The organism is Amycolatopsis sp. WGS_07 (assembly GCF_045278895.1).
Classification (GTDB): domain Bacteria; phylum Actinomycetota; class Actinomycetes; order Mycobacteriales; family Pseudonocardiaceae; genus Amycolatopsis.
The window spans coordinates 4,692,617-4,718,139 of the sequence record NZ_CP136053.1; the positions used below are offsets into that span (position 1 = coordinate 4,692,617).

General features: G+C 68.6%; 24 protein-coding genes. 16 read left to right on the forward strand and 8 right to left on the reverse strand.

All coding sequences use genetic code 11. The features are described from left to right. Position 1: 1 nt before the first annotated feature. The 3 genes from ligA (at position 2) to RPX00_RS22245 (ending at position 3,354) form a co-directional block, all read left to right on the forward strand. Complete coding sequence (gene ligA / locus RPX00_RS22235) at positions 2-2,161, forward strand: NAD-dependent DNA ligase LigA (RefSeq protein WP_406642093.1); 2,160 nt, start codon at positions 2-4, stop codon at positions 2,159-2,161. Beyond that, the gene (locus RPX00_RS22240; RefSeq protein WP_406642094.1) at positions 2,154-2,648 is read left to right on the forward strand and encodes a GNAT family N-acetyltransferase; all 495 of its coding nucleotides are present in this window, start codon (positions 2,154-2,156) and stop codon (positions 2,646-2,648) included. The genes ligA and RPX00_RS22240 overlap by 8 nt, the downstream gene beginning before the upstream one ends. A 322-nt stretch (positions 2,649-2,970) precedes the next feature. Beyond that, positions 2,971-3,354, forward strand: a complete 384-nt coding sequence (locus RPX00_RS22245) for a PASTA domain-containing protein (protein ID WP_406642096.1) — start codon at positions 2,971-2,973, stop codon at positions 3,352-3,354. Positions 3,355-3,567: 213 nt separating this feature from the next. On the opposite strand, the gene RPX00_RS22250 is transcribed toward RPX00_RS22245, so the two are convergent. Further along, positions 3,568-4,221 carry an amino acid-binding protein gene (locus RPX00_RS22250; protein WP_037367388.1) on the reverse strand — a complete coding sequence of 218 codons (654 nt, stop codon included), beginning with the start codon at positions 4,219-4,221 and terminating at the stop codon, positions 3,568-3,570. Positions 4,222-4,442: 221 nt separating this feature from the next. Here RPX00_RS22250 and gatC point away from each other — a divergent pair, with 221 nt between their 5' ends. From gatC to RPX00_RS22270, 4 genes are read left to right on the forward strand one after another with little or no spacing between them, the layout of a single operon-like run. Beyond that, on the forward strand, positions 4,443-4,742 hold the full coding sequence (gene gatC / locus RPX00_RS22255; RefSeq protein ID WP_378310203.1) for an Asp-tRNA(Asn)/Glu-tRNA(Gln) amidotransferase subunit GatC: 300 nt from the start codon (positions 4,443-4,445) through the stop codon (positions 4,740-4,742). After that, the gene (gatA, locus tag RPX00_RS22260; protein WP_406642098.1) at positions 4,739-6,256 is read left to right on the forward strand and encodes an Asp-tRNA(Asn)/Glu-tRNA(Gln) amidotransferase subunit GatA; all 1,518 of its coding nucleotides are present in this window, start codon (positions 4,739-4,741) and stop codon (positions 6,254-6,256) included. Before gatC ends, gatA begins: the two co-directional genes overlap by 4 nt. Continuing rightward, complete coding sequence (gene gatB / locus RPX00_RS22265) at positions 6,253-7,758, forward strand: Asp-tRNA(Asn)/Glu-tRNA(Gln) amidotransferase subunit GatB (RefSeq protein WP_406642100.1); 1,506 nt, start codon at positions 6,253-6,255, stop codon at positions 7,756-7,758. Before gatA ends, gatB begins: the two co-directional genes overlap by 4 nt. Beyond that, a complete protein-coding gene (locus tag RPX00_RS22270) occupies positions 7,759-8,277 on the forward strand; it encodes a hypothetical protein (protein WP_406642102.1) in 519 nt (172 codons plus the stop codon). Positions 8,278-8,814: 537 nt separating this feature from the next. Here the strand turns inward: RPX00_RS22270 and RPX00_RS22275 are convergent. Further along, entirely contained in the window at positions 8,815-10,023 is a 1,209-nt protein-coding gene (locus RPX00_RS22275; protein ID WP_406643045.1) for a PQQ-dependent sugar dehydrogenase, read from the reverse strand. 58 nt (positions 10,024-10,081) lie between these two features. On the opposite strand from RPX00_RS22275, the gene RPX00_RS22280 reads away from it, so the two are divergent. After that, the gene (locus RPX00_RS22280) at positions 10,082-10,990 is read left to right on the forward strand and encodes a 2-hydroxyacid dehydrogenase (protein WP_406642104.1); all 909 of its coding nucleotides are present in this window, start codon (positions 10,082-10,084) and stop codon (positions 10,988-10,990) included. A 105-nt stretch (positions 10,991-11,095) separates the two neighbouring features. Beyond that, positions 11,096-11,671: a DoxX family protein gene (locus tag RPX00_RS22285; protein ID WP_406642106.1), complete on the forward strand. Its 576-nt coding sequence runs from the start codon at positions 11,096-11,098 to the stop codon at positions 11,669-11,671. Between the two features lie 460 nt (positions 11,672-12,131). Here the strand turns inward: RPX00_RS22285 and ilvD are convergent, their stop codons facing one another. After that, complete coding sequence (gene ilvD / locus RPX00_RS22290) at positions 12,132-13,976, reverse strand: dihydroxy-acid dehydratase (RefSeq protein ID WP_406642108.1); 1,845 nt, start codon at positions 13,974-13,976, stop codon at positions 12,132-12,134. A gap of 72 nt (positions 13,977-14,048) precedes the next feature. Then, the gene (locus RPX00_RS22295) at positions 14,049-14,600 is read right to left on the reverse strand and encodes a PH domain-containing protein (protein WP_406642109.1); all 552 of its coding nucleotides are present in this window, start codon (positions 14,598-14,600) and stop codon (positions 14,049-14,051) included. A gap of 324 nt (positions 14,601-14,924) precedes the next feature. Between RPX00_RS22295 and RPX00_RS22300 the strand changes: the two genes are divergently transcribed. The 4 genes from RPX00_RS22300 (at position 14,925) to RPX00_RS22315 (ending at position 18,738) form a co-directional block, all read left to right on the forward strand. Next, positions 14,925-16,811, forward strand: coding sequence for an acetolactate synthase large subunit (locus RPX00_RS22300; RefSeq protein WP_406642111.1), 1,887 nt, complete (start codon positions 14,925-14,927; stop codon positions 16,809-16,811). Beyond that, complete coding sequence (ilvN, locus tag RPX00_RS22305; protein WP_009074017.1) at positions 16,808-17,314, forward strand: acetolactate synthase small subunit; 507 nt, start codon at positions 16,808-16,810, stop codon at positions 17,312-17,314. Before RPX00_RS22300 ends, ilvN begins: the two co-directional genes overlap by 4 nt. A gap of 43 nt (positions 17,315-17,357) precedes the next feature. Next, the gene (gene ilvC / locus RPX00_RS22310) at positions 17,358-18,371 is read left to right on the forward strand and encodes a ketol-acid reductoisomerase (protein WP_037811773.1); all 1,014 of its coding nucleotides are present in this window, start codon (positions 17,358-17,360) and stop codon (positions 18,369-18,371) included. Positions 18,372-18,471: 100 nt separating this feature from the next. Beyond that, on the forward strand, positions 18,472-18,738 hold the full coding sequence (locus tag RPX00_RS22315; RefSeq protein ID WP_406642114.1) for a DUF397 domain-containing protein: 267 nt from the start codon (positions 18,472-18,474) through the stop codon (positions 18,736-18,738). A gap of 54 nt (positions 18,739-18,792) precedes the next feature. On the opposite strand, the gene RPX00_RS22320 is transcribed toward RPX00_RS22315, so the two are convergent. Then, positions 18,793-19,353: a TetR/AcrR family transcriptional regulator gene (locus RPX00_RS22320; RefSeq protein ID WP_406642116.1), complete on the reverse strand. Its 561-nt coding sequence runs from the start codon at positions 19,351-19,353 to the stop codon at positions 18,793-18,795. A gap of 94 nt (positions 19,354-19,447) precedes the next feature. Between RPX00_RS22320 and RPX00_RS22325 the strand changes: the two genes are divergently transcribed. From RPX00_RS22325 to RPX00_RS22335, 3 genes are all read left to right on the forward strand, one after another. Then, positions 19,448-19,987 carry a cupin domain-containing protein gene (locus RPX00_RS22325; protein WP_406642118.1) on the forward strand — a complete coding sequence of 180 codons (540 nt, stop codon included), beginning with the start codon at positions 19,448-19,450 and terminating at the stop codon, positions 19,985-19,987. Between the two features lie 96 nt (positions 19,988-20,083). Then, positions 20,084-20,764 carry a HEAT repeat domain-containing protein gene (locus tag RPX00_RS22330; protein WP_406642120.1) on the forward strand — a complete coding sequence of 227 codons (681 nt, stop codon included), beginning with the start codon at positions 20,084-20,086 and terminating at the stop codon, positions 20,762-20,764. After that, a complete protein-coding gene (locus RPX00_RS22335; protein WP_406642122.1) occupies positions 20,758-21,765 on the forward strand; it encodes a MerR family transcriptional regulator in 1,008 nt (335 codons plus the stop codon). The genes RPX00_RS22330 and RPX00_RS22335 overlap by 7 nt, the downstream gene beginning before the upstream one ends. Positions 21,766-22,381: 616 nt before the next feature. On the opposite strand, the gene RPX00_RS22340 is transcribed toward RPX00_RS22335, so the two are convergent. From RPX00_RS22340 to RPX00_RS22350, 3 genes are all read right to left on the reverse strand, one after another. Further along, positions 22,382-23,278, reverse strand: a complete 897-nt coding sequence (locus RPX00_RS22340) for a nuclear transport factor 2 family protein (protein WP_406642124.1) — start codon at positions 23,276-23,278, stop codon at positions 22,382-22,384. A gap of 96 nt (positions 23,279-23,374) precedes the next feature. Then, on the reverse strand, positions 23,375-24,721 hold the full coding sequence (locus tag RPX00_RS22345) for an ankyrin repeat domain-containing protein (protein ID WP_406642126.1): 1,347 nt from the start codon (positions 24,719-24,721) through the stop codon (positions 23,375-23,377). 148 nt (positions 24,722-24,869) lie between these two features. Continuing rightward, positions 24,870-25,490 (reverse strand): DUF1345 domain-containing protein, encoded by a 621-nt coding sequence (locus RPX00_RS22350; protein WP_406642127.1) that lies wholly within the window; start codon positions 25,488-25,490, stop codon positions 24,870-24,872. Positions 25,491-25,523: the final 33 nt, after the last annotated feature.

A 25,523-nucleotide genomic window follows, 5' to 3' on the forward strand; every position in this document is an offset into this window, starting at 1 on the left:
CGTGAGCAGCACCGACCTTCCCCCAGACCAGGCGGCCGTGGAGGCCGCCCAGGACGTGACCGACGTGCCGGCCGACGTGCGTGAGCGGCACGGCGCGCTCGCCGAGGAGATCCGCGGCCATCAGTTCCGGTACTACGTACTGGACTCGCCGATCATCTCCGACGGCCAGTTCGACGCGCTCCTCGGCGACCTCCAGCAGATCGAAGACGAGTATCCGGCGCTGGTCACGCCGGATTCGCCGACCCAGAACGTCGGCGGCACGTTCTCCACCGAGTTCACCGCGCACGACCACCTCGAGCGCATGCTGAGCCTGGACAACGTGTTCGACACCGACGAGTTCCTCGCCTGGGTCGAGCGCGTCGAGAAGGAAATCGGGGCCACGGAGTACCTGGCCGAGCTGAAAATCGACGGCCTGGCCATCAACCTGCTCTACGAAAACGGCAAGCTCACTAGGGGCCTTACCCGCGGCGACGGGCGCACAGGCGAGGACGTCACGCTCAACATCCGCACCCTCGACCAGGTTCCGGACGAACTCGCCGGCACGGACGAGTTCCCGGTGCCGAAGCTCGTCGAGGTGCGCGGCGAGGTCTTTTTCCGCGTCGAGGATTTTCTCGAACTCAACGCGAAGATGGTCGAAGCGGGCAAGCCGCCGTATGCGAACCCGCGCAATACCGCCGCAGGGTCGTTGCGGCAGAAGGACCCGAAGATCACTCGGGAACGTCGGCTGCGGCTGATCTGTCACGGTCTCGGCAAGCGGGACGGGTTCGAGCCGGTCACACAATCGCATGCCTACGACGCGCTGGCGGCTTGGGGACTGCCGGTGTCACCGCACACGCGAGTGCTGCGGACTGGCAAGGAACTCACCGAGCACATCGCCTACTGGGGTGAACATCGGCATGACGCCGAGCACGAGATCGACGGCGTCGTGATCAAGGTCGACCAGGTCGCGCTGCAACGCCGCCTCGGCACCACGTCGCGCGCGCCGAGGTGGGCGATCGCCTACAAATATCCGCCGGAAGAAGCGATCACGACGCTGCTCGACATTCAGGTCGGCGTCGGGCGCACCGGGCGGGTCACGCCGTTCGCCGTCACCGAGCCGGTCAAGGTCGCCGGCTCGACGGTGGCCAGGGCGACGTTGCACAACCAGGAAGAGGTCAAGCGCAAGGGCGTGCTGATCGGCGACCGGATCGTGATCCGCAAGGCCGGCGACGTGATTCCCGAGGTGCTCGGTCCCGTCGTCGACGCGCGGACCGGTGACGAGCGCGAATTCGTGATGCCCACCGAGTGCCCGGAATGCGGAACGGAACTCGCCTACCAAAAGGAAGGCGACAAGGACATCCGCTGCCCGAACACCCGGTTCTGCCCCGCGCAGCTGCGGGAACGGCTGTTCCACCTCGCCGGCCGCGGCGCGTTCGACATCGAGGTGCTCGGGTACGAGGCGGCGGTCGCGCTGCTCGACGCCAGGGTCGTCGCCGACGAGGGCGACGTGTTCGACCTCAACGAGGATTCGCTCGCCGAGGTGGAGTTGTTCCGTACCAAGGCAGGCGACCTGTCGGCGAACGCGCGAAAGCTCTTGGCGAATCTCGATTCGGCGAAGGACCGTCCGCTGTGGAAGGTGATCGTCGCGTTGTCGATCCGGCACGTCGGACCGACCGCGGCGCAGGCGCTCGCGCGGGAATTCGGTTCGCTGCAACGGATTCAGGACGCGAGCGAGGAGGAACTCGCGGACGTCGACGGCGTAGGCCCGACCATCGCGCACGCCGTGCAGGAATGGTTCGAGGTCGGCTGGCACCGGGAAATCGTCGAAAAATGGCGACGGTCCGGGGTCCGGATGGAGGAGGAGCGCGACGAGTCCATCCCGCGGAACCTCGAAGGGCTGTCGATCGTGGTGACCGGTTCGCTCGAAGGTTTTTCCCGGGACGAGGCGAAAGAAGTCATCATGGCTCGCGGTGGCAAGGCCGCTGGGTCCGTGTCGAAGAAGACGGCGTTTGTCGTCGTGGGCGACTCGCCGGGGTCGAAGTACGACAAAGCCGTCCAGTTGAAGGTGCCGGTGCTGGACGAGAACGGGTTCCGGGCGCTGCTGGAGAGCGGTCCGGAAGCGGCCGCGGAACTGGCGCTCGACACCGGCGCGGACGAGGAGGCTGAGGGCGGCGATGAGTGAGGTGGAGATCCGCGCGGCGCGGCGGGAAGAGTTCGACGCGCTCGGAGAGGTGACCGTCGAGGCTTACCGGATCGAGGGATTCTTCGAGGCTGATTCCACGTACGAGGCGAAACTTCGCGACGTCGCCGGGCGGGCGCAGCACGCTGAACTGCTGGTCGCGGTCGATCCGGACGGGCAGGTCATCGGGTCGGTCGCGATCGTTCAGCCGGGGAGCGAGCTGTCCGAGATTTCCCAGCCGGGGGAGTTGGAGTTCCGCATGCTGGCGGTCTCCGAGGCGGCGCGCGGGCGAGGGGTTGGCGAAGCGCTCACTCAGGCGGTGCTGGCTCGCGGCCGGGAACTCGGCGTTGACCGGGTGGTGCTGAGCAGCCTCGACGTGATGCGGAAGGCGCACCGGCTTTACGAGCGGATCGGGTTCCGGCGGTTGCCCGGACGGGACTGGCATCCGCATCCCGGGGTCAATCTGATCGCGTACGAATACGACTTCTGACGGGTCGTTCTCGCAGGTCAGAGTCTTTTGCCGTTTTTTGGCGAAAGCGTTGGACGGGGTTCGCCGCGGGTATTCGCCGTTGAGTGGCGACGGATGGCGAACTCTCGTCCTGGCTTCCTTCGGGAGCTGTCGGGTGCTCTTCGCGTGCTCTGGTGATGAGTGTTATCCGGGGTGAACGGTCGTGGCCGTCGCTGATGGACGGTTATGGATGTCGGGTCTGTTTGGTGAGTTGCTACGGAGTGTGGGTTGTAACGTCCGGGTGTCTGGCTTCGACTCAAGCTGTCACGCGTGAAGTACTGACTCGTCTCGGGGAAGCGTGATCATGGCCAAGCTCGTCCAAGCCGCCGCTCCGGTAATTGGTGCGGCTGCGTTTCTTGCCGTCGCGTGCAACGCTGCGCCACAGCCCGGTGGCACTTCAACGACGGTCACGACTCAGACGGTGACGGCAATCGAATCCGCGAGCGCGTCGGTCAGTGCTCCAAAGCCGGCGACGATCAAAGTCCCGGACGTGTCCGGTATGAACCATCAGGACGCGCAGGACGCCATGCAGGCGGCTGGGCTGTACAACCTCCGCGAGGTCGACTCGTCCGGGAAGAAGCGGATGATGATCATCGACCGGAACTGGTGCCAGACCGGGCAGGATCCCAAGCCCGGAACCGTGGTTTCCGCTGGCACGGTCGTCACCCTCTATGCCGACAAATGCTGACGCCGGGCGACATTCACCTTCTCGGGGGAGATTGTCTGCACTTGAGGACAAAACGACTCGCAGTCGTTCGTGCGCGGCGAACGCCTGAATCGGAACCACTGACAAAGACCGCATTCGACCAGACTGATCAATCAAGCCCGAAATGCCTGGTTCGCCAAGCGCTCCCAGCTCGGCCATCCAGAGCACTTCAGGACAGCCGACCCAAAACCCGGGTCAGCCGTCCAGGACCACCGCGACGATCCCGGCGAAGTGAGCCAGCCGGGCGACTTCCGCGGCACGGAAGTTGGGCCCGCCCGGGCGAGCGACGAGCATCGCCTTCCCCGGCTTGCCCAGCGGAGTCGCGGCCAGCTCGGTGCCCAGTTCCTTCCACGTTTCCGGAACCCAGGAGTCCTCGCCGTCCAGGACGGTCGCGCGCTCCAGCGGCAGCCACGGCAAGTCCGTGAACGGGTTCTCCGGAGCCGCGCTCGACGAAGCCAGCCGGCGGGGTCCTGACTCCGAGTGCTCGACGATCACCGCCCATCCGGCGCGGATGATCTTCGGCACACCTTCGGCGAGCAGGTCCAGCCCGGCTTTCGGCTGGGCGGCGATCTCCTCGACCAGCTCCAGCTCGCGATGCGTGTCGAGGATCCCCGCATACGGCCGCACCGCGTCGACCTCGACGCCTTCTACGCTCTCGGCCGCCGTGATCAGCGCGTCCGGCAGCCGGCCCGACGGGAGTTCGACCACGAGGTCGTCGATCGCGAGCCCGCCGCCGCGTTCCACCACGTCCACGCTCAGGATGTCGGCCCCGACCGTGCCGAGCGCGGTCGCGACCGCGCCGAGGGTGCCGGGGGAGTCCGGTAGCTGGACCCGGATCAGGAACGACACCACGCGCCCCTCTCGCCTCAGGCGTCCCAGCCCTGTCGTGGGACGCGCTTGCCGGGCGCCGATTGTGACAGACCGGGTACCCGCGGGGGCCCGCCGTCCGGCAAGCGGGACGCCCTGCCCGGCGCCCGCGGCCCGATAACCCGGTCGAACCGTCCAACGCCGTCACCATAGACTTGCAGCTTCCGAGAGCACCCGCACAGCACACCCCGGGAGTCACCCGCGTGCCCAACATTTCCCGAGACGAGGTCGCACACCTCGCCAGGCTGGCCAGGCTGGCCGTGACCGACGACGAGCTGGACGTTTTCGCCGGCCAGCTCGACCAGATCCTCGACTCGGTGGCGAAGGTCAGCGAAGTCGCCGCGGAGGACGTCCCGCCGACCTCGCACGCCGTGCCGCTGACGAACGTCTTCCGCGAGGACACCGTCCGGCCCAGCCTCGAGCAGCAGGACGCGCTGGCCGCCGCGCCGGCCGCCGAAGAGGGCCGGTTCCGGGTGCCGCGGATCCTGGGAGAAGAACAGTGAGCGAACTCGTCAAGCTGACCGCCGCCGAGCTGGCGGCGAAGATCCACGCGCGCGAGGTGTCCGCGGTCGAGGTCGCGCAGGCGCACCTGGACCGCATCGCCGCGGTGGACGACCACGTGCACGCGTTCCTGCACGTCGACACCGAAGGCGCGCTCGGCGCGGCCAAGGCGGTCGACGAGCAGCTGGCCGCGGGCGAGCAGCCCGCGTCGCCGCTGGCGGGCGTACCGCTGGCGCTGAAGGACGTGCTGACCACGAAGGGCGTGCCGACGACCTGCGGGTCCCGCACGCTCGAGGGCTGGCTGCCGCCGTACGACGCGACCGTCACCCGCAAGCTGCGCGAAGCCGGCGTCGTGATCCTCGGCAAGACGAACATGGACGAGTTCGCGATGGGCTCCTCCACCGAGAACTCCGCGTACGGCCCGACGCACAACCCGTGGGACCACGCGCGCATCCCGGGCGGTTCGGGCGGTGGCTCCTCCGCGGCGATTTCGGCGTTTGAAGCGGCTCTCGCCATCGGTACGGACACTGGTGGTTCGATCCGCCAGCCAGGTGCCGTTACCGGCACTGTGGGCGTGAAGCCGACGTACGGCGGAGTGTCGCGCTACGGCCTCGTGGCGTTCTCGTCTTCGCTCGACCAGGCCGGACCGTGCGCGCGTACGGTGCTCGACGCCGCGCTGCTGCACGAAGCGATCGCTGGCTACGACCCGATGGACTCGACGTCCATCAACGCACCGGTGCCGCCGGTTGTCGCCGCGGCGCGCGAAGGCGCGAAGGGCGACCTGACCGGCGTACGCGTCGGCGTCGTGAAGGAGTTCGGCGGCGACGGCTACCAGGCGGGCGTGCTGCGGTCGTTCGAGGCCGCTGTGGAGCAGCTTCGCGCTCTCGGCGCTGAAGTGGTCGAGGTGTCGTGCCCGCACTTCACGTACGCGCTGCCGGCGTACTACCTGATCGCGCCGAGCGAAGCGTCGTCGAACCTCGCGCGCTTCGACGCGATGCGGTACGGCCTGCGCGTCTCGGACGACGGTCAGCACAGCGCTGAAGAAGTCATGTCGCTGACGCGTGAGAAGGGCTTCGGCGCTGAAGTGAAGCGTCGCATCATGCTCGGCACGTACGCGCTTTCGTCGGGCTACTACGACGCGTACTACGGCTCCGCGCAGAAGGTGCGCACGCTCATCACGCGCGACTTCACCCAGGCCTTCGAGAAGGTCGACGTGCTGGTGTCGCCGACGACGCCGACCACGGCGTTCAAGCTCGGCGAGCGCGTGGACGACCCGATGGCGATGTACCTCGCCGACCTGTGCACCATCCCGTCGAACCTCGCGGGCAACGCCGCGATGAGCGTCCCGAGCGGGCTGTCCGACGAGGACGGGCTGCCGGTCGGCCTGCAGATCATGGCCCCGGCGCTCGCCGACGACCGGCTGTACCGCGTCGGCGCCGCGTACGAGGCCGCGCGCGACGCCGCTGCCGGCGGCTCGCTCGTGCACCAGGCTCCGGAGCTGGGAGGAACGAAGTGACTGCCGTGGCCGAGTTGATGGACTACGCCGAGGTCATCGAGCGGTTCGACCCGGTGCTCGGGCTCGAGGTCCACGTGGAGCTGAGCACGAACACGAAGATGTTCTGCGGCTGCGTCAACGAGTTCGGCGGCGAGCCGAACACCAAGACGTGCCCGACCTGCCTCGGGCTGCCCGGTTCGCTGCCCGTGGTGAACGGCAAGGCGGTCGAGGGCGCGATCCGGATCGGTCTCGCGCTCAACTGCGAGATCGCGGGGTGGTGCCGGTTCGCCCGGAAGAACTACTTCTATCCGGACATGCCGAAGAACTTCCAGACGTCGCAGTACGACGAGCCGATCGCGTTCGACGGCTACCTCGACGTGACGCTGGACGACGGCGAGGTCGTGCGCGTCGAGATCGAGCGCGCGCACATGGAGGAGGACACCGGCAAGTCGCTGCACATCGGCGGCGCGACGGGCCGGATCCACGGCGCCGAGCACTCGCTGCTCGACTACAACCGCGCCGGCGTGCCGCTGATCGAGATCGTCACCAAGCCGATCACCGGCACCGGCGAGCGGGCGCCCGAGGTGGCGCGCGCGTACGTCACCGCATTGCGTGACTTGCTGCGCGCGCTCGACGTGTCCGACGTCCGCATGGACCAGGGCTCGCTGCGCTGCGACGCGAACGTGTCGCTGATGGCCAAGGACGCCACGGAATTCGGCACGCGCACGGAGACGAAGAACGTCAACTCGCTGCGCAGCGTCGAGCGCGCGGTGCGGTACGAGATGACGCGCCAGGCGGCGATTCTCGCCGAAGGCGGGTCGATCCGGCAGGAGACGCGGCACTTCCAGGAGGCCGACGGCACCACGTCGTCCGGGCGCGCCAAGGAAACCGCGGAGGACTACCGGTACTTCCCGGAGCCCGACCTCGTGCCGATCGCGCCGTCGCGCGAGTGGGTCGAGGAACTGCGCGCGACGCTGCCGGAGATGCCGTGGGAGCGGCGCAAGCGGATCCAGGAAGAGTGGAAGCTCTCCGACGAAGCGCTGCGCGACCTGCTGAACGTCGGTGCCGTCGACCTCGTCGCGGCGACGGTCGAGGCCGGCGCGACGCCGGACGAGGCGCGCGGCTGGTGGGTCAACACGCTGGCGCAGGAAGCGAACGCGCGCGAGGTCGAGCTGGCCGGGCTGGCGATCACGCCGGCGCAGGTCGCCGAGGTGATCGGGCTCGTGTCCTCTGGGGAGCTGACGAACAAGCTCGCCAAGGAGGTCGTGCAGGGCGTTCTCGCGGGCGAAGGTTCGCCGCGCGAGGTCGTCGAGAAGCGCGGCCTGAAGGTCGTTTCCGACGATTCGGCGCTGCTCACCGCCGTTGACGAAGCCCTGGCCGCGCAGCCGGACATCGCCGACAAGATCCGCGGCGGCAAGGTCGCGGCGGCCGGTGCGATCGTCGGCGCGGTCATGAAGGCGACCAAGGGCCAGGCCGACGCCAAGCGGGTGCGCGAGCTGATCATCGAGCGCGTCGGTTCCTGAGTGGCTTTCTCGCTCCGACGCGTCACCTGGCGCGAGTGGCTCGGCCTGGCGGCCGGGCTGCTCGCGGTCGGGTCGACGCCCTTGCCCTGGACGGTGCTGTCAGCGGACACCGCGACGCCCGACGTCCGCGACGCGTTCGGGACGTTGCCGCACAGCGACGTCGTCCGCACGGCGTGGCATTCGGATCTCTTCTCGTGGGGTCCGCCGCTGCTGCTGGCCGTGGTGGGGCTCGCGGTCGTGTTGTTCGGGCAGGTCACCAAGGCGCGCGTGAGCGGGTTGCCGCAGCTGTGGCTGGTGGGCGGCCTGGCGACGGTGCTGCTGATGGTGATCGGCTGGACGACGCTGGACTGGGTGTTCGACAGTGATCAGCGTGCGTTCCTGGACGCTGCCGGGGTGTCGATCTCGGGCGGGGTCGGACGGTATCTGGCGATGGCGTTCGCGGTCGGGTCGGTCGTGGTGGCGATCGTGGACATCCGCGCGGCTCGGGCGGAAAGCCGGGCTTCTCGTCGTCGCCGCTGAGTGGCGACAGGGATGTTCCCTGGGTGAGGCGGCTTTTCGCGGATTCGCCGTTTAGTGGCGACGAGGTGCTCAGGGGTTCGCGGTCGCCGTCTAGTGGCGACGGAGGGTTGGTCGCGGCTGGCTAGCGGGGTTGCCGTTTGGTGGCGACAGGGGCGTCAGGCCGAGAGGCATCCTGCGGATTTGCCGTCGAGTGGCGACGGTTCGGGGTTGGTTGCCGCTCGATAGCGGATTTGCCGTTGGGCGGCGAATGGGCCCAGCGACGGTTCTCGCGGGTGTTGCCGTTGAACGGCGACGGCAGTCGGGGCGGTACCGGGCCGGTATCGGCGGCACGCTGGGTGCCAGCTTGATGGTCGTCGCCGTTTACTGGCGACTCCGGCCGGACTCGCCGTCGCCCTGCAGCAACGAGCGGGGGACCCGGGCCGTTGGAGCGAGGCCGGTCGCCGCTGTGGTGACCGGATCGGCTGTCGCCGCAAAACGGCTAATCGCAGGTGAACGGGTATGCCGGACCCTGGAACGGCCCGGCAGGCGCTCCCGGCGTCAGTCCTTGCCCGGGCCGCCGCCTGTGTCGCTCACCACGATCAAGACCACGCGGTCGTCGCTGGAGACTGGTTTGCCGCCGTCCTTGTTGACGGTTCCCGCGACAGCCAGTTGCGGGTTGATCATGCTCATGGCGGAGAGCCGGCCGTACGTCGTGGCGGCCTTGCTCTTGCCGTCGAGGGTGACCGCGGGCTTGCCGGTGACCGCGCCGTCCTTGTTGACCGGCACGTTCTGCATGCCTGTGGACGACGCGATGCCGAGGATGCCGTTCGCGTCGACGAAATCGACGCAGCCGCCCAGGCTGGGCTTGTCCTGCCAGGTCCAGGCGGGCGTGCTGAGCGGCTGTCCGGGCTGGAGGCGGTAGACGGCGTCCGGGCCGTTGGCCGGGTGATCGGTCACCCAGGTGCGTTTGCCGTCGGGCGAACGGCAGATGCCGCCGGGGGAGTGCAGGCCCGAGGCGTAGACGGCGGATCCGGATTTGGGGTTCCCGGTCGCCGGCTTTCCGGACACGTCTACGCGCAGGACCTTGCCCGCCAGGGAGTTCGGGTCCGAGGTCGCGGCAGGGTTGCCAGCGTCGCCGGTCGCGACGAGAAGCGCGCCGCTTCCGTCGCTGGCCAGAGCGCCGCGGTTGCCGGTCGCGCCCTTCGGGATCCCGGTCAGCACCGGTTTCGGCGCCTGGCCCTTGGCGAAACGCACGACTCGGTTGTCCGACGCCGTGGTGATGTAGGCGAAGACCAGCTGGTCCTCGACGTAGCTGGGCGACAGCGCCAGGCTGGTGAGCCCGCCGTCGCCGTCGGCTTGGACGTCCAGCTGCGCGAACGACGTCGCGTCGTGCCCGGAGCCGGCCAGCATGACCCGGCCGGTTTTCCGTTCGCCGGCGAGAGCGGCGGGCGCGGATCCTTCGCCGGGAAGTCCGGCGACGGCGGCGACAGTGTCCAGGCAGGTGGCGATGACGGCCTTGTCGAAGTCCTTGCAGCCCTGCGGAGGCGGAACCGGAGAAGGAGACGCTTGCGCCGGGCCGGAGCGGGGGCCGTTGCCGGAGCCGTCGCCGTGCTCCTGGACATGCGGTGGAGACTCCGGGCTCGGCACTGGCGCGGGGGTGAACGTCTGGCCGGCGGCGGTGTCGTCGAACCGGGCGCAGCCGGAAAGCACGAGGCCGCCGCAGGCGAGGAGGGCCAGCGGCGCCGACCACCGGTACCGGGTACGCATGATTCCCCAGCCTAGGTGGCGCGGCGTGAGCCACTGGTAAGTGGCTACCGTGGTGATCATGACAGTCACCGTGCTGGTCCCGGACGACGAGGGCGTCGCCGTGCTGTCCGAAATCCCCCTCGTCCACACAGTGCGCTACGAATGGGGCCGTCCGCTGCCGCCGGAGGCTGCGAAAGCCGAGGTGCTCGTTCCGGCCATGGATTCGGTGGGCGACGACATCTGGCGCGATCTGCCGAACCTCAAGCTGGTGCAGCTCCTGACCGCTGGCGCAGAGGACTGGGTGGGCCGCGTCCCGGACGGCGTGCTGCTGTCCACCTGTCGCGGTGCGCACGGCGGCAGCATAGCGGAGTGGGTGGTCGGCGTGCTGCTGTCGATGTACCGGAATCTGGACGTTTACGCGGCGGCGCAGCGGGCCGGGCGTTGGGAACAGTTGCCGTCCGACACTTTGCAGGGTCAGCGCGTGCTGATCGTCGGGGCCGGTGACGTCGGGCGGCAGTTACGGCGGAGGTTGGAGCCGTTCGATGTCCGCTGCACGATGGTCGGGATGTCGGCGCGCGAGGGTGTGCACGGTGTCGATGAGTTGCCGGAGCTGCTGCCGTCCCACGATGTGGTGGTCATGATGGTCCCCCTCACGTCGCGGACGCGGGGCATGGTGGACGCCGAATTCCTCGCGGCGATGCGTGACGACGCGGTGCTGGTCAACGCCGCTCAAGGACCGGTCGTGGTCACTGACGCGCTGGCCGCGGAACTCTCGGCGGGCAGGCTTCGCGCCGCGCTCGACGTGACCGATCCCGAGCCGTTGCCCGCGGATCATCCGCTGTGGACGGCGTCCGGTTTCGTGCTGACGCCGCACGTGGCCGGAGCGGTGCGGGGAGTCCGGCGGCGCGCTTATTTGGTGGCTGCGGCGGAGATCGCCCGGTACGCTGGTGGCGAGCTACCTGGAAATCTCGTGCGCGGCGAATACTGATCATTTCCCGAATGTCGGCCTGGCACTCAGGGTGAACCCTGAAAGAGCCCCTGACCTCGGCGTGCTCGCTCGCGGGTCACGGCTGAATCCCCTAATCTTCGCCGCGTGACCACTCAAGGGGACGACTACCAGACCAGCGTGCTGTCCGGTGTCGAGGACTCTGCCGGCAACGACTACGACGAACCGCGGCAGGGCGGTCTCGGCTTCGGCCTGCTCGTCTTGCGCCTCGGGCTCGGCGTGATCATGGGTGCGCACGGCCTGCAGCACCTGTTCGGCGCTTTCGGCGGACCGGGCGTCGGCGGGTTCGCGCACGTGCTCGAGATGTTCGGGTACCACAAGCAGACGACGCTGCTGTCGTGGATCACCGGCATCACCGAGGTCGCGGGCGGCGCGCTGGTGATCGTCGGCCTGTTCACGCCGCTCGCCGCGGCGGGGCTGCTGGGCGTGGCCGCGAACATCGTCTACGCGAAGTTCCACGGCGGCTTCTTCCAGGGCACCGGTCAGGGCTGGGAGTACGAGCTGCTGCTGGGCCTGTGCGCGCTGACGTTGATCTTCACCGGCGCGGGCACCCTGTCGCTGGAGCGCAACACGCCGTGGCGGAAGCGGCCGTTGCCGCTCGGGCTCATCTCGCTGCTGCTGGCCGCGGCGGCGTCTGTGGTGGTCATCGTTCTGACTCGCTGACGGCGCTGACCCCCGCTGGCTCGCTGAGGCGCTTCAAGCGGTGTCGTTGACACGCTGGAGTCAGCTGGCGTGGGGATGCCGGGGGTGGTGTCGATTTGTCGCTGACCTGGGCTGTCGGGGCGTTGCCGTTTAGTGGCGAATGCCTGGTCAGGGGCAAGATTTAGGTGGTCGCGGGCGGGGTTGGCGCTCGGCTGGATTGGCTCGTGAGTGGCGACGGCGGGCTTGCCTGAGGCTTCGGCCGGGGCCGGGGCTAGGGCCGGGGGCCGGCTGAGGTGACGATTGGCCGTTTTCTGGCTAACGGCGTTGATCAGCAGTCTGAAAGTGCCGAGGTGACAGCTGGTCGTTCAGTGGCGAATCGCGTCGATGGAGATCCGGCACCGGGCCAGAGGCAGAACCAGCCGAGAAAACGGAAGGGGCCCGCGCATCGTGCGCAGGCCCCTTCCGGCAAAACGAGCAGGAATCAGCGGTTCGGGTCCCGGACAGCGCCGGTGTCCGCGGACGTGGCCATCCGGGCGTAGGCCCGCAGCGCCGAGGTGATCGGGCGGTGCCGGTCCTTCGGCTGCCATGGGCGTTCCGAAGCGTCCATCTTCGCCCGCCGTTCGGCCAGAACCTCCGGCTCGACCAGCAGTTCAAGCCGGCGCTCGTGGACGTCCAGGACGATCTGGTCGCCGTTTTCCACCAGGCCGATCAGGCCGCCCGCGGCGGCTTCCGGGGAGATGTGGCCCACTGAGATGCCCGAGGAGCCGCCGGAGAACCGGCCGTCGGTGATCAGGGCGCACTTCTTGCCGAGGCCGGAGCCCTTGAGGAACGCCGTCGGGTGCAGCATTTCCTGCATGCCGGGGCCGCCTGCCGGGCCCTCGTAGCGGATGACCAGCACCTCGCCCGGCTGGATCTCCTTCTTGAGGATCGCCGACACGGCCTCCTCCTGGCTCTCCAGCACGCGCGCCGGGCCCTGGAAGTGCCACAGTTCCTCGTCGATGCCCGCGGACTTGATCACAGCGCCGTTCTCGGCGAGGTTGCCGCGCAGGATCGCGAGGCCGCCGTCCTTCGTGTACGCGTGCTCGACGTCCCGGATGCAGCCGCCCGCGGCGTCGGTGTCCAGCGAAGACCAGCGGTTTTCCGTCGAGAACGCCTGCGTGGTCCGGACCCCGCCCGGGGCGGCGTGGAACAGTTCCAGCGCCTTCTCCGACGGGGACTCGGCGCGGATGTCCCACTCGTTCAGCCACGTGGCGATGTCCGGCGCGTGGACCGCGTGCACGTCGGCGTTCAGCAGGCCGCCGCGGTAAAGCTCGCCAAGGATGGCGGGGATTCCGCCGGCCCGGTGGACGTCTTCCATGTGGTAATCGGAGTTCGGCGCGACCTTCGACAGGCACGGCACCCGGCGTCCGATCGCGTCGATGTCGCTGATCGTGAAGTCGACCTCGCCCTCCTGCGCGGCGGCGAGGATGTGCAGCACGGTGTTCGTCGAGCCGCCCATGGCCATGTCCAGCGCCATCGCGTTCTCGAACGCCTTCTTCGTGGCGATCGAGCGCGGCAGCGCGGACTCGTCGTCCGAGCCGTACCAGCGCTTGCACAGCTCGACGACCGTGCGGCCGGCGTTGGCGAACAGCTCGCGCCGGGCGGCGTGCGTCGCAAGGGTGGAACCGTTGCCCGGCAACGACAAGCCCAGCGCTTCGGTGAGGCAGTTCATCGAGTTCGCGGTGAACATGCCGGAGCACGAACCGCAGGTCGGGCAGGCCGAGCGCTCGACCTCGGACAGGCCGGCCTCGTCGATCGCCGAGTTCGCGGACGCCGCGATGGTGGTGATCAGGTCGGTCGGGGCGTGCGCGACGCCTTCGACGACCACCGCCTTGCCCGCCTCCATCGGACCGCCGGAGACGAACACGGTCGGGATGTTGAGCCGCATCGCGGCGTTGAGCATGCCCGGCGTGATCTTGTCGCAGTTGGAGATGCACACCAGCGCGTCGGCCTGGTGCGCGTTGACCATGTACTCCACCGAGTCCGCGATGATCTCGCGCGAGGGCAGCGAGTAGAGCATGCCCGAGTGGCCCATGGCGATGCCGTCGTCCACCGCGATCGTGTGGAACTCGCGCGCGATGCCGCCGGCTTCGGCCACCGCCTCGGCGACGATCTCGCCGAGGTCCTTGAGGTGCACGTGGCCGGGCACGAACTGGGTGTAGGAGTTGGCGATCGCGACGATCGGCTTGCCGAAATCGCTGTCGGTCATTCCGGTCGCACGCCAGAGCGAGCGTGCGCCCGCCGCGTTGCGACCGTGGGTGGTGGTCCGGGAACGGAGGTGCGGCACGGCATTCTCCCAGGTCAGAAGGCTGGACCAGGCGGAGGGGAACTACGGCTCCGCAAACTGGTCCTACCAATTCTACTCGGCTGGTTTGCCGTCGGCGCCGCCGGTCTGTTCCTTGCCGGCGGACGACGCCGGTTCGGCCGGTTCCGAAGCGGCGTCCGGGGCGGTCTCCGCGGCAGGCTCCGCCGGCTTCTTCCCGGCGAGTTCCTCCTCGCTCAGCACGCCCGACGGGTCCTGGATCTTGCCCTCGCTCACCAGCGCCAGTACTGGAAGGTGCCGCGTCCGCACAGTGGGAAGGCTCACTTGGGTGTCATCGCCGAGGACCGCGCGCACGCGGGCTTTGTTCGTGATCGCCAGTCCCTTGAGCGACGACCAGGGCAGGTCGCGCTTGCCGAAGACGGTCCGGACCTGCAGTCCTTCGCGGTTCGCGACGGTGCGGGTGCGGGCGACGAACACGAGCAGCGCGAGCGGGAAGACGTACAGCCACTGGAATCCGCCGATCTCGCCCAGTGCGACCGGAGTCACACAGACGGTCAGCAGACCGATCGCGAGATACGCCGTGGTCGGGATCCGGAACACGGCCTTCCGGCCCTCGTCCGCACGCTGGTCCTGCTGTTTCTTGGCCACGCAGGAATGGTGCACCGACGCCGGGAGCGGCGTGCGGCCGGGTCGCGGGGCGGCAGTACTGGCCGTCCACGATGCGGAACCGCCGTCCCGCAGAGTTGACACTCGCCCGTGCGCGCGACTAGCCTCGGGCCCGTGATTACGCAGACCGGTCTCGTACTTCCTCAGCGCGCCGACGCTTAGGAAGAGTCCTCTGCGTCGACGCGCGACCCTCGTGCGACCTTACGGTCGGCGGGGGTTTTTTGTTGCGTGAAACCGGTTCCCCGACCGGAAGTACGGCCCAGACAACCCGAACGAGTGACACCGAGAACCCACGAGGCAGAACCGATGACCAGTGCCACGTCGCGCAGCGACGCGAAGCCCGGGCCGACCGCGCCCGGTGTCCCAGGAGCACGTCCGAAGCCCGCCCCTCCGGCGGGTACGCCGGTGCGCGTCACCGGCGCGCAGTCGCTCGTCCGCTCGCTCGAAGCGGTCGGCGCGGAGGTCGTGTTCGGCATTCCGGGTGGCACCATCCTTCCCGCCTACGACCCGCTGCTCGACTCCACGAAGGTCCGGCACGTCCTCGTCCGCCACGAGCAGGGCGCGGGCCACGCCGCCACCGGCTACGCGCAGGCGACCGGCAAGGTCGGCGTCTGCATGGCGACCTCGGGTCCCGGCGCCACGAACCTCGTCACCCCGCTGGCCGACGCGAACATGGACTCGGTCCCCGTCGTCGCCATCACCGGGCAGCAGTCGCGCGGCCTGATCGGCACCGACGCGTTCCAGGAAGCCGACATCTGCGGCATCACCATGCCGATCACGAAGCACAACTTCCTCATCACCGACCCGGCGGAGATCCCGCGGGCGATCGCCGAGGCGTTCCACCTGGCCGCGACCGGACGGCCCGGACCGGTCCTGGTGGACATCCCCAAGGACGTGCTGCAGGAGATGACCTCGTTCTCCTGGCCGCCCGAACTCCGGCTGCCCGGCTACCGCCCGACGCTGCGGCCGCACGGCAAGCAGGTCCGCGAGGCCGCGAAGCTGATCGCGCAGGCGCAGCGCCCGGTGCTGTACGTCGGCGGCGGCGTGATCAAGGCCGAGGCGTCCGCGCAGCTGCTCGAGCTGGCCGAGCTGACCGGCATCCCGGTCGCGACCACGCTGATGGCGCGCGGCGCGTTCCCCGATTCGCACCGTCAGCACGTCGGCATGCCCGGCATGCACGGGTCCGTCGGCGCGGTCGCTTCGATGCAGCGCGCCGACCTGCTGGTCGCGCTCGGCGCCCGGTTCGACGACCGGGTCACCGGCCAGCTGTCGTCGTTCGCACCGGACGCGAAGATCGTCCACGCGGACATCGATCCGGCCGAGATCTCCAAGAACCGCAAGGCGGACGTGCCGATCGTCGGCGACTGCAAGGAGATCATCGGCGAGCTGATCGACGCGGTGAAGACCGAGTTCGACCGCGGCCGCCCCGACCTGACCGACTGGTGGACCCAGGTCGACTCGTGGCGCGAGGACTACCCGGCCGGCTACGAATGGCCGGACGACGGTTCGCTGTCTCCGCAGTACGTCATCGAGCGGATCGGCGAACTGGTCGGCCCGGACGCGGTGTACGTCGCGGGCGTCGGCCAGCACCAGATGTGGGCCGCGCAGTTCGTGAAGTACGAGAAGCCGCGCTCCTGGATCAACTCCGGCGGCCTCGGCACCATGGGCTTCGCCGTCCCGGCCGCGATGGGCGCGCAGTTCGGCCTTCCGGACACGCCGGTGTGGGCGATCGACGGCGACGGCTGCTTCCAGATGACCAACCAGGAACTCGCCACGTGCGCTATCGAGGGTGCGCCGATCAAGGTCGCCGTGATCAACAACGGCAACCTCGGCATGGTCCGCCAGTGGCAGAACCTGTTCTACTCCGAGCGGTACTCGAACACCGACCTCGGCACGCACAAGCACCGCATCCCGGACTTCACGCTGCTGGCCGAGGCGCTCGGCTGCGCAGGCTTGCGCTGCGAGTCCAAGGAGCAGGTCGACGCGACCATCCGGCGCGCGATGGAGATCAACGACCGCCCCGTCGTGATCGATTTCGTCGTGGGGAAGGATGCCCAGGTGTGGCCGATGGTGGCCGCGGGCACCGGGAACGACGAGATCATGGCCGTCCGCGGCATCCGGCCGCTGTTCGACGACGACGAGGTTTCGCAGGAAGCCGCCGAGGCCGCCGCCGCGGAAGGAGAGCAGGCATGACCGTGCACACGCTGAGCGTGCTGGTCGAGAACAAGCCCGGCGTGCTCGCCAGGGTCTCCGGGCTGTTCTCCCGCCGCGGCTTCAACATCGAGTCCCTCGCAGTCGGGCCCACGGAGAACCCCGAGGTGTCCCGGATGACGATCGTGGTCGCCGTCGAAGAGCTACCGCTCGAACAGGTGACCAAACAGCTCAACAAGCTGGTGAACGTGATCAAGATCGTCGAGCTGGAAGCCGGCAGTGCCGTGCAGCGCGAACTGCTGCTCGTCAAGGTCAGGGCGGACGCCACCGTGCGCAGCCAGGTCCTCGAGACCGTCCAGCTCTTCCGCGCCAAGGTGGTGGACGTCTCGCCGGAGGCGCTCACCGTCGAGGCGACCGGGACGTCGGACAAGATCGGCGCGCTGCTGCGGATGCTGGAGCCGTACGGCATCCGCGAACTCGTCCAGTCCGGCATGGTCGCGGTGGGCCGCGGGGCCCGCTCGATCACCGCCGCTTCTCCCCGCTGAACACCCAGTTTTCGTGTAAGTACGGAAGGAAGTAGTACCCCCCATGGCAGTGGAAATCTTCTACGACGACGACGCCGACCTGTCGATCATCCAGGGTCGCAAGGTCGCCGTGATCGGCTACGGCAGCCAGGGCCACGCGCACTCGCTCAGCCTGCGCGACTCGGGCGTCGACGTCCGGATCGGCCTGCAGGAGGGGTCCAAGTCCCGGGCGAAGGCCGAGGAGCAGGGCCTGCGCGTGCTGTCGGTCGCCGAGGCGGCCGCCGAGGCCGACGTGATCATGATCCTCGCGCCGGACACGAAGCAGCGCTTCATCTACGAGGAGCACATCGCGCCGAACCTCAAGGACGGCGACGCCCTCTTCTTCGGCCACGGCTTCAACATCCGCTACGAGCTGATCAAGCCGCCGGCGAACGTCGACGTGGCGATGGTCGCCCCGAAGGGCCCGGGCCACCTGGTCCGCCGCCAGTTCGTGGACGGCAAGGGCGTGCCCTGCCTGATCGCGGTCGAGCAGGACGCTTCGGGCAACGCCCAGGCGCTCGCGCTCTCCTACGCCGCGGCGATCGGCGGCGCGCGGGCCGGCGTCATCAAGACGACCTTCACCGAGGAGACCGAGACCGACCTCTTCGGCGAGCAGGCCGTGCTGTGCGGCGGCGCGTCCGCGCTGGTGCAGACCGGTTTCGAGGTGCTCACCGAGGCCGGTTACGCCCCGGAGATCGCCTACTTCGAGGTGCTGCACGAGCTGAAGCTGATCGTCGACCTCATGTACGAGGGCGGCATCGCGCGCCAGCGCTACTCCATCTCCGACACCGCCGAGTACGGCGACCTCACCCGCGGCCCGCGCGTCATCTCGCCGGCCGTCAAGGAGGAGATGAAGAAGATCCTGGGCGAGATCCAGGACGGCACCTTCGCCCGCGAGTGGGTCGCCGAGGACGAGGCCGGCCGGCCGAACTTCACGAAGCTCGAGGAGCAGGGCAACCAGCACCCGATCGAGAAGACCGGCAAGAAGCTGCGCGACCTCATGTCGTGGGTGGACCGCCCGATCACCGAGACCGCCTGACCGGTTTCCCTCGGAGGAGGCCCTGTCGTCCGTTCGCCGGACGGCGGGGCCTCTTTTCCGTTCCAAGGCGATACCGCCGAACGGCGGATACGCTGTGCCGATGAGCCGCCCGACCGACGACAAGGCGCACATCCGGCACGAACTCGACCTGACCGGCGCGACCTGGATCCGTGCCGAACCGGCGGGCGTGACCCTGGAGCATTGCGCGGAGTACGCGTTCGTCCCGCATTCGGACGGGGTGACTTACGTGGCCATCCGGCAGCCGACCGATCCGGACGGGGCGGTGCTGGTGTTCACGCCGTCGGAATGGGACGCGTTCACTCGCGGGGTCCGGGACGGCGAGTTCGAGTTGCCGGGGGAGGCGTAGGCGTCCGTCCTCGTTCGGGGAGTTTGCGGTGGCGCTCGTCTTCGCCGTGGCTGGTCAGGACGGCAGGAAGATCGCGGCTGCCGCGTCGGCGAGTGCGTCGGGGCTCGGGGCATCCGCGTCGGTTTGGGCCAGGTGCAGCAGGCCAAGAATGGCCGCATAGGCGACGCGCGCCCGGTGCGTTGCTTGGTCCGGTGGGAGTCCGAGTTCGCGGTACGTGCGGGTCAGAAGGTCCAATCGTGCTTGATTGACCCGGCTGACCGCGTCCTTGACCCGCGGGTCGTTGCGGTCGCCGAGCAGGCTCAGGTGGACCGACGGTGCCAGCGGCTGGACGGCGCGCACGACGGCGGTCAGCAGGTCGCGCAGCCGTTGCTCGGGATCGTCGATCGCGGCGTATTCGGCGAGCCCGGCCTCGCCGTGGTTTCGCCGCCAATCGGCGAGTGCCGCGGCGATCAGCTCGTCCCGGTTCCGGAAGTGCGCGTAGAAACTGCCCTTGGTTACGCCGAGCGTCTGCGCGAGCGGTTCGACGCGGACCGCGGCCAGCCCGCCGTCGGCGATCGCCTTCAGCGCGGCCCGGGTCCAGTCCTGCGCGGACAGCCGGGGCGAATCGTTCACCATGCGCGGAGGATACGGCACCGTATTGACGGTCTCGCGCACGCTGGATACGGTGGCGTATGGATACGCAACCGTATCCTTGCTGAGGGGAGATCGAATGACGCATGCGAAGGTTCGCCGGGTGGTCACTGGACACGACTCCGGCGGCAAGGCCCAGGTGGTCGCCGACGAGGCGGTCGAGCCCATCACTTCCGGCCTGATGCCCGGCTGCGCGATCTACCGGCTGTGGGGCCGGGACGAGCGGCCGGTGTTTCCGGACGACGGCTCCCCGCGTCGCGCCGAGGAGTACTACCCGCCGCGGGACGGGTCGCGGTTCATGATCAACACGATCGCGCCCGGCGAGTTGACGCCTCCGCCGGATCTCGATGTGGCTGCGGCCTGGGAAATGCTGGAGCGTCAGGCACCGGGCGCGGCCGCCGCGATGGAGCCCGATTCGCCGGGCATGCACACCACGGACAGCCTCGATTACGTCCTGGTCGTCTCAGGGGAGGTCACGTTGGAGCTGGACGACGGCGATCAGACGGTGTTGCGCGCGGGCGATGTGCTCGTTCAGAACGGCACGCGGCACGCCTGGCGCAACCACGGTGCCGAACCGTGCACGATTGTCGGCGTCGCGATCGGCGCGGACCGGCGGTAGCCCAGTTTCGCCACGGAGCGGCGACGATCGTTTTGCCCGCCGGGTTTGACCTTGACATCGTGACAAGGTCTTCACTGGTCGACGGAGGTGATCCCGATGAACTCGACACAGATGAATTCCCAGCTCACGCGGCTGATCGAGGCGTTGGGCGCCGGGGGCTCGTCGACGCGGCTGCAGGCCGCGCTCACGATCGGAACGCACCCGGAGGGCCCAGGTCTCGTCGAGGCGCTCGTCGCACGGTGCGCCATCGAGCCGGACTTTTACGTCCGCGACATGCTGACCTGGGCGCTGACCCGTTTTCCGGCGGAAGACACAGTGCCGCGGCTGCTCGCGGAGCTGCGGTCGCCGGTGGCGCAGGCCCGGAGCCAGTCGCTGCACACGTTGTCCAAAATCGGCGACCGGAGCGTGTGGCCAGCGATCACCCGCTCGTTGCTGCGTGACGCCGACGACGAGGTCGCGAGAAGTGCGTGGCGGGCGGCTGTCGTCCTCGTGCCCGACGAGGACAAGGCCGGACTGGCCGCGGAACTGGCGGCCCAACTCGGCCGCGGCGACCGGACCGTGCAGCTCAGCCTCAGCCGGGCGTTGGTCGCGCTCGGACCCGTCATCGAGCCGGCCTTGCAGGCGGCGCTGACGAGCACAGACCCGGCTGTTCGCGCGCACGCCGGTGCTACTGAGCGGCTTCTTCGCGACCCGGACACCGGTTTCGACCAGGCCGTTTACGAGGCGAAACGCATCGCGGCGCTCGGTCCGGAGCGGGCTGAGGAAACCGCGTGCTGATCGGCGAGGTCGCCCGCCGCTCGGGGGTGAGTACCCGGATGCTCCGGCACTACGACGCCCTCGGGCTGGTGCGGCCGACCGGTCGCACCGTGGGCGGCTATCGCGAGTACTCCGACGACGACATCCGCCGGATCTTCCACGTGGAGAGCCTGCGGTCGCTCGGGATGTCGCTGCGGCAGATCGGCCGGGCTCTGGAGGACCCGGCCTTCGTGCCGTCGGAGCTGGTCGGCGACCTGATCCGGCGGACTGAGGACCGGTTGAAGCGGGAACAGGAACTGCTCGACCGGCTCCGTGCGGTCGATGCTTCGGCACCCTCGGCCTGGGAGGGTGCCTTGCGCATCGTCGAGCTGCTGCGCGGGCTCAGCTCACCCGGCGCCGCGCGTCGGCAGCAGACCGTGCTGGCTCCTGCCGACGACGTGCCGGTCCCCGCTGAGGTGCTGGCCAGAGCGGTCCTCGCCGAATCGGACCCCAATGTCGCCGGTGCTTTGCGGTGGGCGCTCGCCCGGACCGATGGCGACGGGGTGGCGAATGTCGCGGCCGGCCTCCGCTCGGAGAACGCGGATATCCGCCGTCGTGCGGTTTTGGCGATCGTCGAGCTGCCTGGTGACGAGGCGACTGCGGTGCTGATGGACGCGCTCGTCAGTTCGGACGCTGTGGTTCGTCGGCATGCGGCGCTCGCTTTGGGCGCGCGGGGTGTCGCGGAGGCTGTGCCGACTCTTGTCGAGATGGTCGTTGAGGGGCGAAACGACGTCGAGGCGGCTGAGGTTTTGGGTGCGTTGGCGGATGGGGGTGTGGCGGGGATTGTCGAGGCGTTGGCTGAGGCGTCGGCTGCGAATCCTGATTCGTCGGTGCGGATCCGGCTGACGCAAGCGCTTGCGGAGATGCCGGGGACGCTCGCGCAGGGGGAGTTGCGGCGGTTGGCGGGGGATGGGGATCGGGCTGTGGCGTTGGTGGCTTCGGCGCTGGTGAAGGTTGTCGAGGAGCGTGGCGAGGGGCGGTGAGGGTTGCCCGGGTCGGGTGCCTGGGGGTGCGGATTTTAGGGCAATGTGCTGGTCAGGGGGATTTGCCGATTAGTGGCGAAATTTGTTGGGGGTGTGTTGCCGGTCAGTGGCGATCGGCGTGGCTGGGTGGCGTGGTTGTTCTCGGGGTGGATTTGCCGCTGAGTGGCGAGAGTTGGGGCGGCGAGCTGGTGCCTCTGCACGTCGGGGATTGGCCGAGCCTTTGTTGCCACGTGGTCAAGACTGAAGCCGTGGGCGTCGCCATTGAACGGCGAATGCGGGGCTAGTGAGCCACCGTTGCTCGGCTGCTGTTGTGGAGGGGATCTTTCGCCGTTGAGCGGCAACGGTCGGCAGTACGTAGTTCCGGTAGAGGCGACGGTCGGCGGTACGTAGTTCCGGTAGAAGGTGACGGGTGTTGCGGGAGGAGTTGCCGTTGAGTGGCGACTGTGGTTTCGATGGTCGGGCGGCTGTCGCCGGCGAGCAGCGACTCGGTATCGGGGGCGGCGTTGTTTGTTCGCGGCGACCGGGGCTGGCGGGGGCTGTTGCCGTTGAGCGGCGACGGCGTTCGGCGTCGGCGGAGGTTTCGCCGTTTAGTGGCGAAAGCCTGGTCGGGGCGCAGTTATCCGGTGACTCGGGCGATTAGCTCCGGCAGGCGGCCAGTCGCCGCGGCCAGGGCGAGATGGTCGCCGTAGTCGCGGGATTCGATGATTTGTCCCTCGCGGATGCGCATTGCGAAAATGTTGTTCACCTGGAAAGGCGTCCCCGAGCTGGTTTCGCCGACGTAGGTCGACTCGCCGATGATGACTTCGGGGTCGGTGCTCAGGTGGAGCACGAGGCCGGTCACCTCGATGCGGAATCCTGCCGCGGCGCCGGCGGTGAAGTGGGTGCGTAGGTCGTCTCGGGTGTGGAGGATGGGGGCTCCGGGCAGGAACGGGTGCCGGACATCGGTTTTTGCCGCATAGAGGTCGGGGAGTTCGGGCCAGCGTCCGTCGGCGACGCCGAAGACGAGTTGGTGGAAGACGCCTTCTCGACTGGTTAAAGGCAAGGGCGCGGTGGGGCGCGGGGCGATGGGGTGGGGTTCGTACGCGGGGGCGTTTGCGTAGGCCTCGGCTAGGGCGGCGGTTGCGTTTTGGATGGCGGCCAATTGCAGATAGTCGTGGTAGTCGCGGGTGTGAATCAGGAGTCCGTCGCGGACGCGGAGGACTTGGATGTTGGCTGTTTCCGCGGTGCGGCCGGTTTGCCGCGATTCGGCTGTGTACTGGTATTCGGCGACGATGACTTCCGGGTCGGCCGTTTCGTGGATGGTCACGTCGTGGCGGGTGAGGCGGAGGGTGCCGCCAAGGCCGTTGACGAATCGGTCGTGCAGGGCGGCGCGGCCTTCCAGGCGTCCGGGCCTGGGTACGGCGGTGGGGTGTTCTACGACGGTGTCTTCGGCGTAGAGCTGGGCCAGGTCGGCGAATCGGCCGTCGGTGATTCCGGTCGAGAGCTGGTCGAACAGGGCGCGTGGGGTGGCCATGAGGGTCTCCGCAGGGTCGATTAACCGGAGTCGGTAGTCCGTTAATCGAGACGATACGGACTATCGACTCCGGTTGTCTACTCGGGGAGTTGCCGATTAGTGGCGACTGAGTCGATGCAGCAGCTCCTGAGCTGCGGGGCTGTCGCACGCTTCGGCCCAGCCTTCGGGGGTGCTGTCCCAGAGGGCGTCGCGGGCGGTGAGGTCGGCGCCGGCGGTTACGAGGAGTTCGATGACGTCCAGTTGGTTGCTCTGGGCGGCCAGGTGCAGGGCTGTCACGCCGACGCCGTGGCTGGGGCCGCCGAAGGAGCCGATGTGGTTGACGTCTGCGCCTAGTGTCAGGAGGGTTTCTGTCGCCGCTGAGTGGCCACACGTCGCTGCCCAGGCCAGCGCTGTGCCTCGATACACGTCGGCGTTCAGGTTCGCGCCGCGTGCGGTCAGGGTGCGGAGTGCGGCTGTTTGGTCGTTGCGGGCGGCCCAGGCCAGTGATTCGTTGAGGATCTCAGTCGGGTCGTTTGTCGGCTGCCAGAAGGGAAAACCGCTGTGCGGCCGGTAGAAATCACGGTGTGCGCCGGCCGCTGGCGAAAGTGTCCCCTTTGGACTGACGAGTTCATCCAGCAGTGCGACGTCGCCGAGACCGGCTGCGACGCGCAGGTTGTGAGGGGACCGGTCGTGCGTTGCCAGTTTTTCGGCGACAGCGCGATTTCCCCAGAACAGCGCCACTATCAGCGGGGTTCCGCCGTCTCCGCGAGCGGAAATGTCCAGTGGTGCGCCGGCTTCGAGGAGAATGTCGGTGATGAGCGGTAGATTGCTGTAAGCGGCTTGATGTAAAGCAGTCCATCCATGGGCGTTGGCTCGCGCGGGGTCGGCGCCGTGGGCGAGCAGGATGCGGACGAGGCGTTCGTCGTGCGTTGCGGACGCCATGCCGAGGAGGTCGTTGCCGTTGGTGCCGCGGGCGTGTGCGAGGTGCGGGGCTTCGGTCAGCAATGACGACAAGCCGTCTGGGTCTCGGGCCTCTACCAGCTGATACGCCCGGGCGAACGGTTCGCCGTTTTTCGGCAAATCCTCGACGTGCGCCTTCAGCGCTCGCCACGTGCGGAAGCCGTGCTCTCGCGCGATCACGGTTAGTGCGCCGGCGCGGGTCAGTGGTTGCTCGTGACGGTCGAAGGCGGCTCGCGCGGCGGGGGTGTCGTCCTCGGCTGAGGCGAGGAGGCCGACGGCGCGGCCGCGGTAGTACTCGACGTCTTGGTGGTAGGCGTGCTGGACGTCCGGGCCGTGTTCGGCGACGCGGCGGACGTACGACTGCAGCTGCGGCCAGCTGGGGAATCCGTAGCGACGCGCGAGCCGGAACTGCGCTTCCGACAGTGCGACGGAGTCGGCGCGGGCGAGTTCCTTCGCCTGTTTGCGGAGCTGGCCGAGGTTGGGGTTGGCGGGCAAGGCCGTCATGAGGGAGTCCTTCCTTCCCTTGCGCGCCCCGTGGTCCGCTGGCACCGGGCAGGGAAGAAGGCATAGCTCGGCAACTCGTGGTTCGGGGGTGGGCTCAGCCCTTTCCGCGGACAGGACGCGGCCCCTGCCGCGCGAGAAACACTGTAGCTCAACGTCCGCCGGTGATGACGCTGACCGCGATCCCGAGCGTGGCCGTGTTGTACATGAACGACAGGACGCTGTGCGCGAGCACCAGGGAACGGATTGACGTCGTTCGCGTTTCGACGTCCGAAACGGCGAAGCTCGTCCCGATGGTGAACGCGAAATAGGTGAAATCGGCGAGCGTGGGGCGTTCGGTTTCGGGGAAGCGGAAGTGTTGTGCCGGGAGATCGTCGTAGTACTTCTGCGCGTAGCGCTCCGCATAGCCGAAATGCAGGATCGCCCAGGCCAGGAGGACTGCGGGGACGCCGGCGACCTTCGCGGCGACCGGGTCGACGCCGGTCGTTTCCGGCAGGACGATCGACAGGCCGGCGGTCACGCCGACGATGCTGGTCAACAGGGTGACCAGCAGTCCGATACGACGGCCGAGAACGCCTTTCAGCCACCGGGCGTGGCTGATCTTCCGGCTGCGCGACACTCGCGCGATCCGGATGCCGAGATAAACCAGCGCGACGAGGTCCCAGCAGAGCAGGGCGAGGACGTTGTTGTCCTGGACGAAGGTGACGATTCCCAGCACCAGCAGGACGAGTTCGACCATCCGGGACGCGGCGAGGGCGAGGTTCGTGAACACCGGCGGCTCCCGGGGCGAACGCGGGCTAGGCGT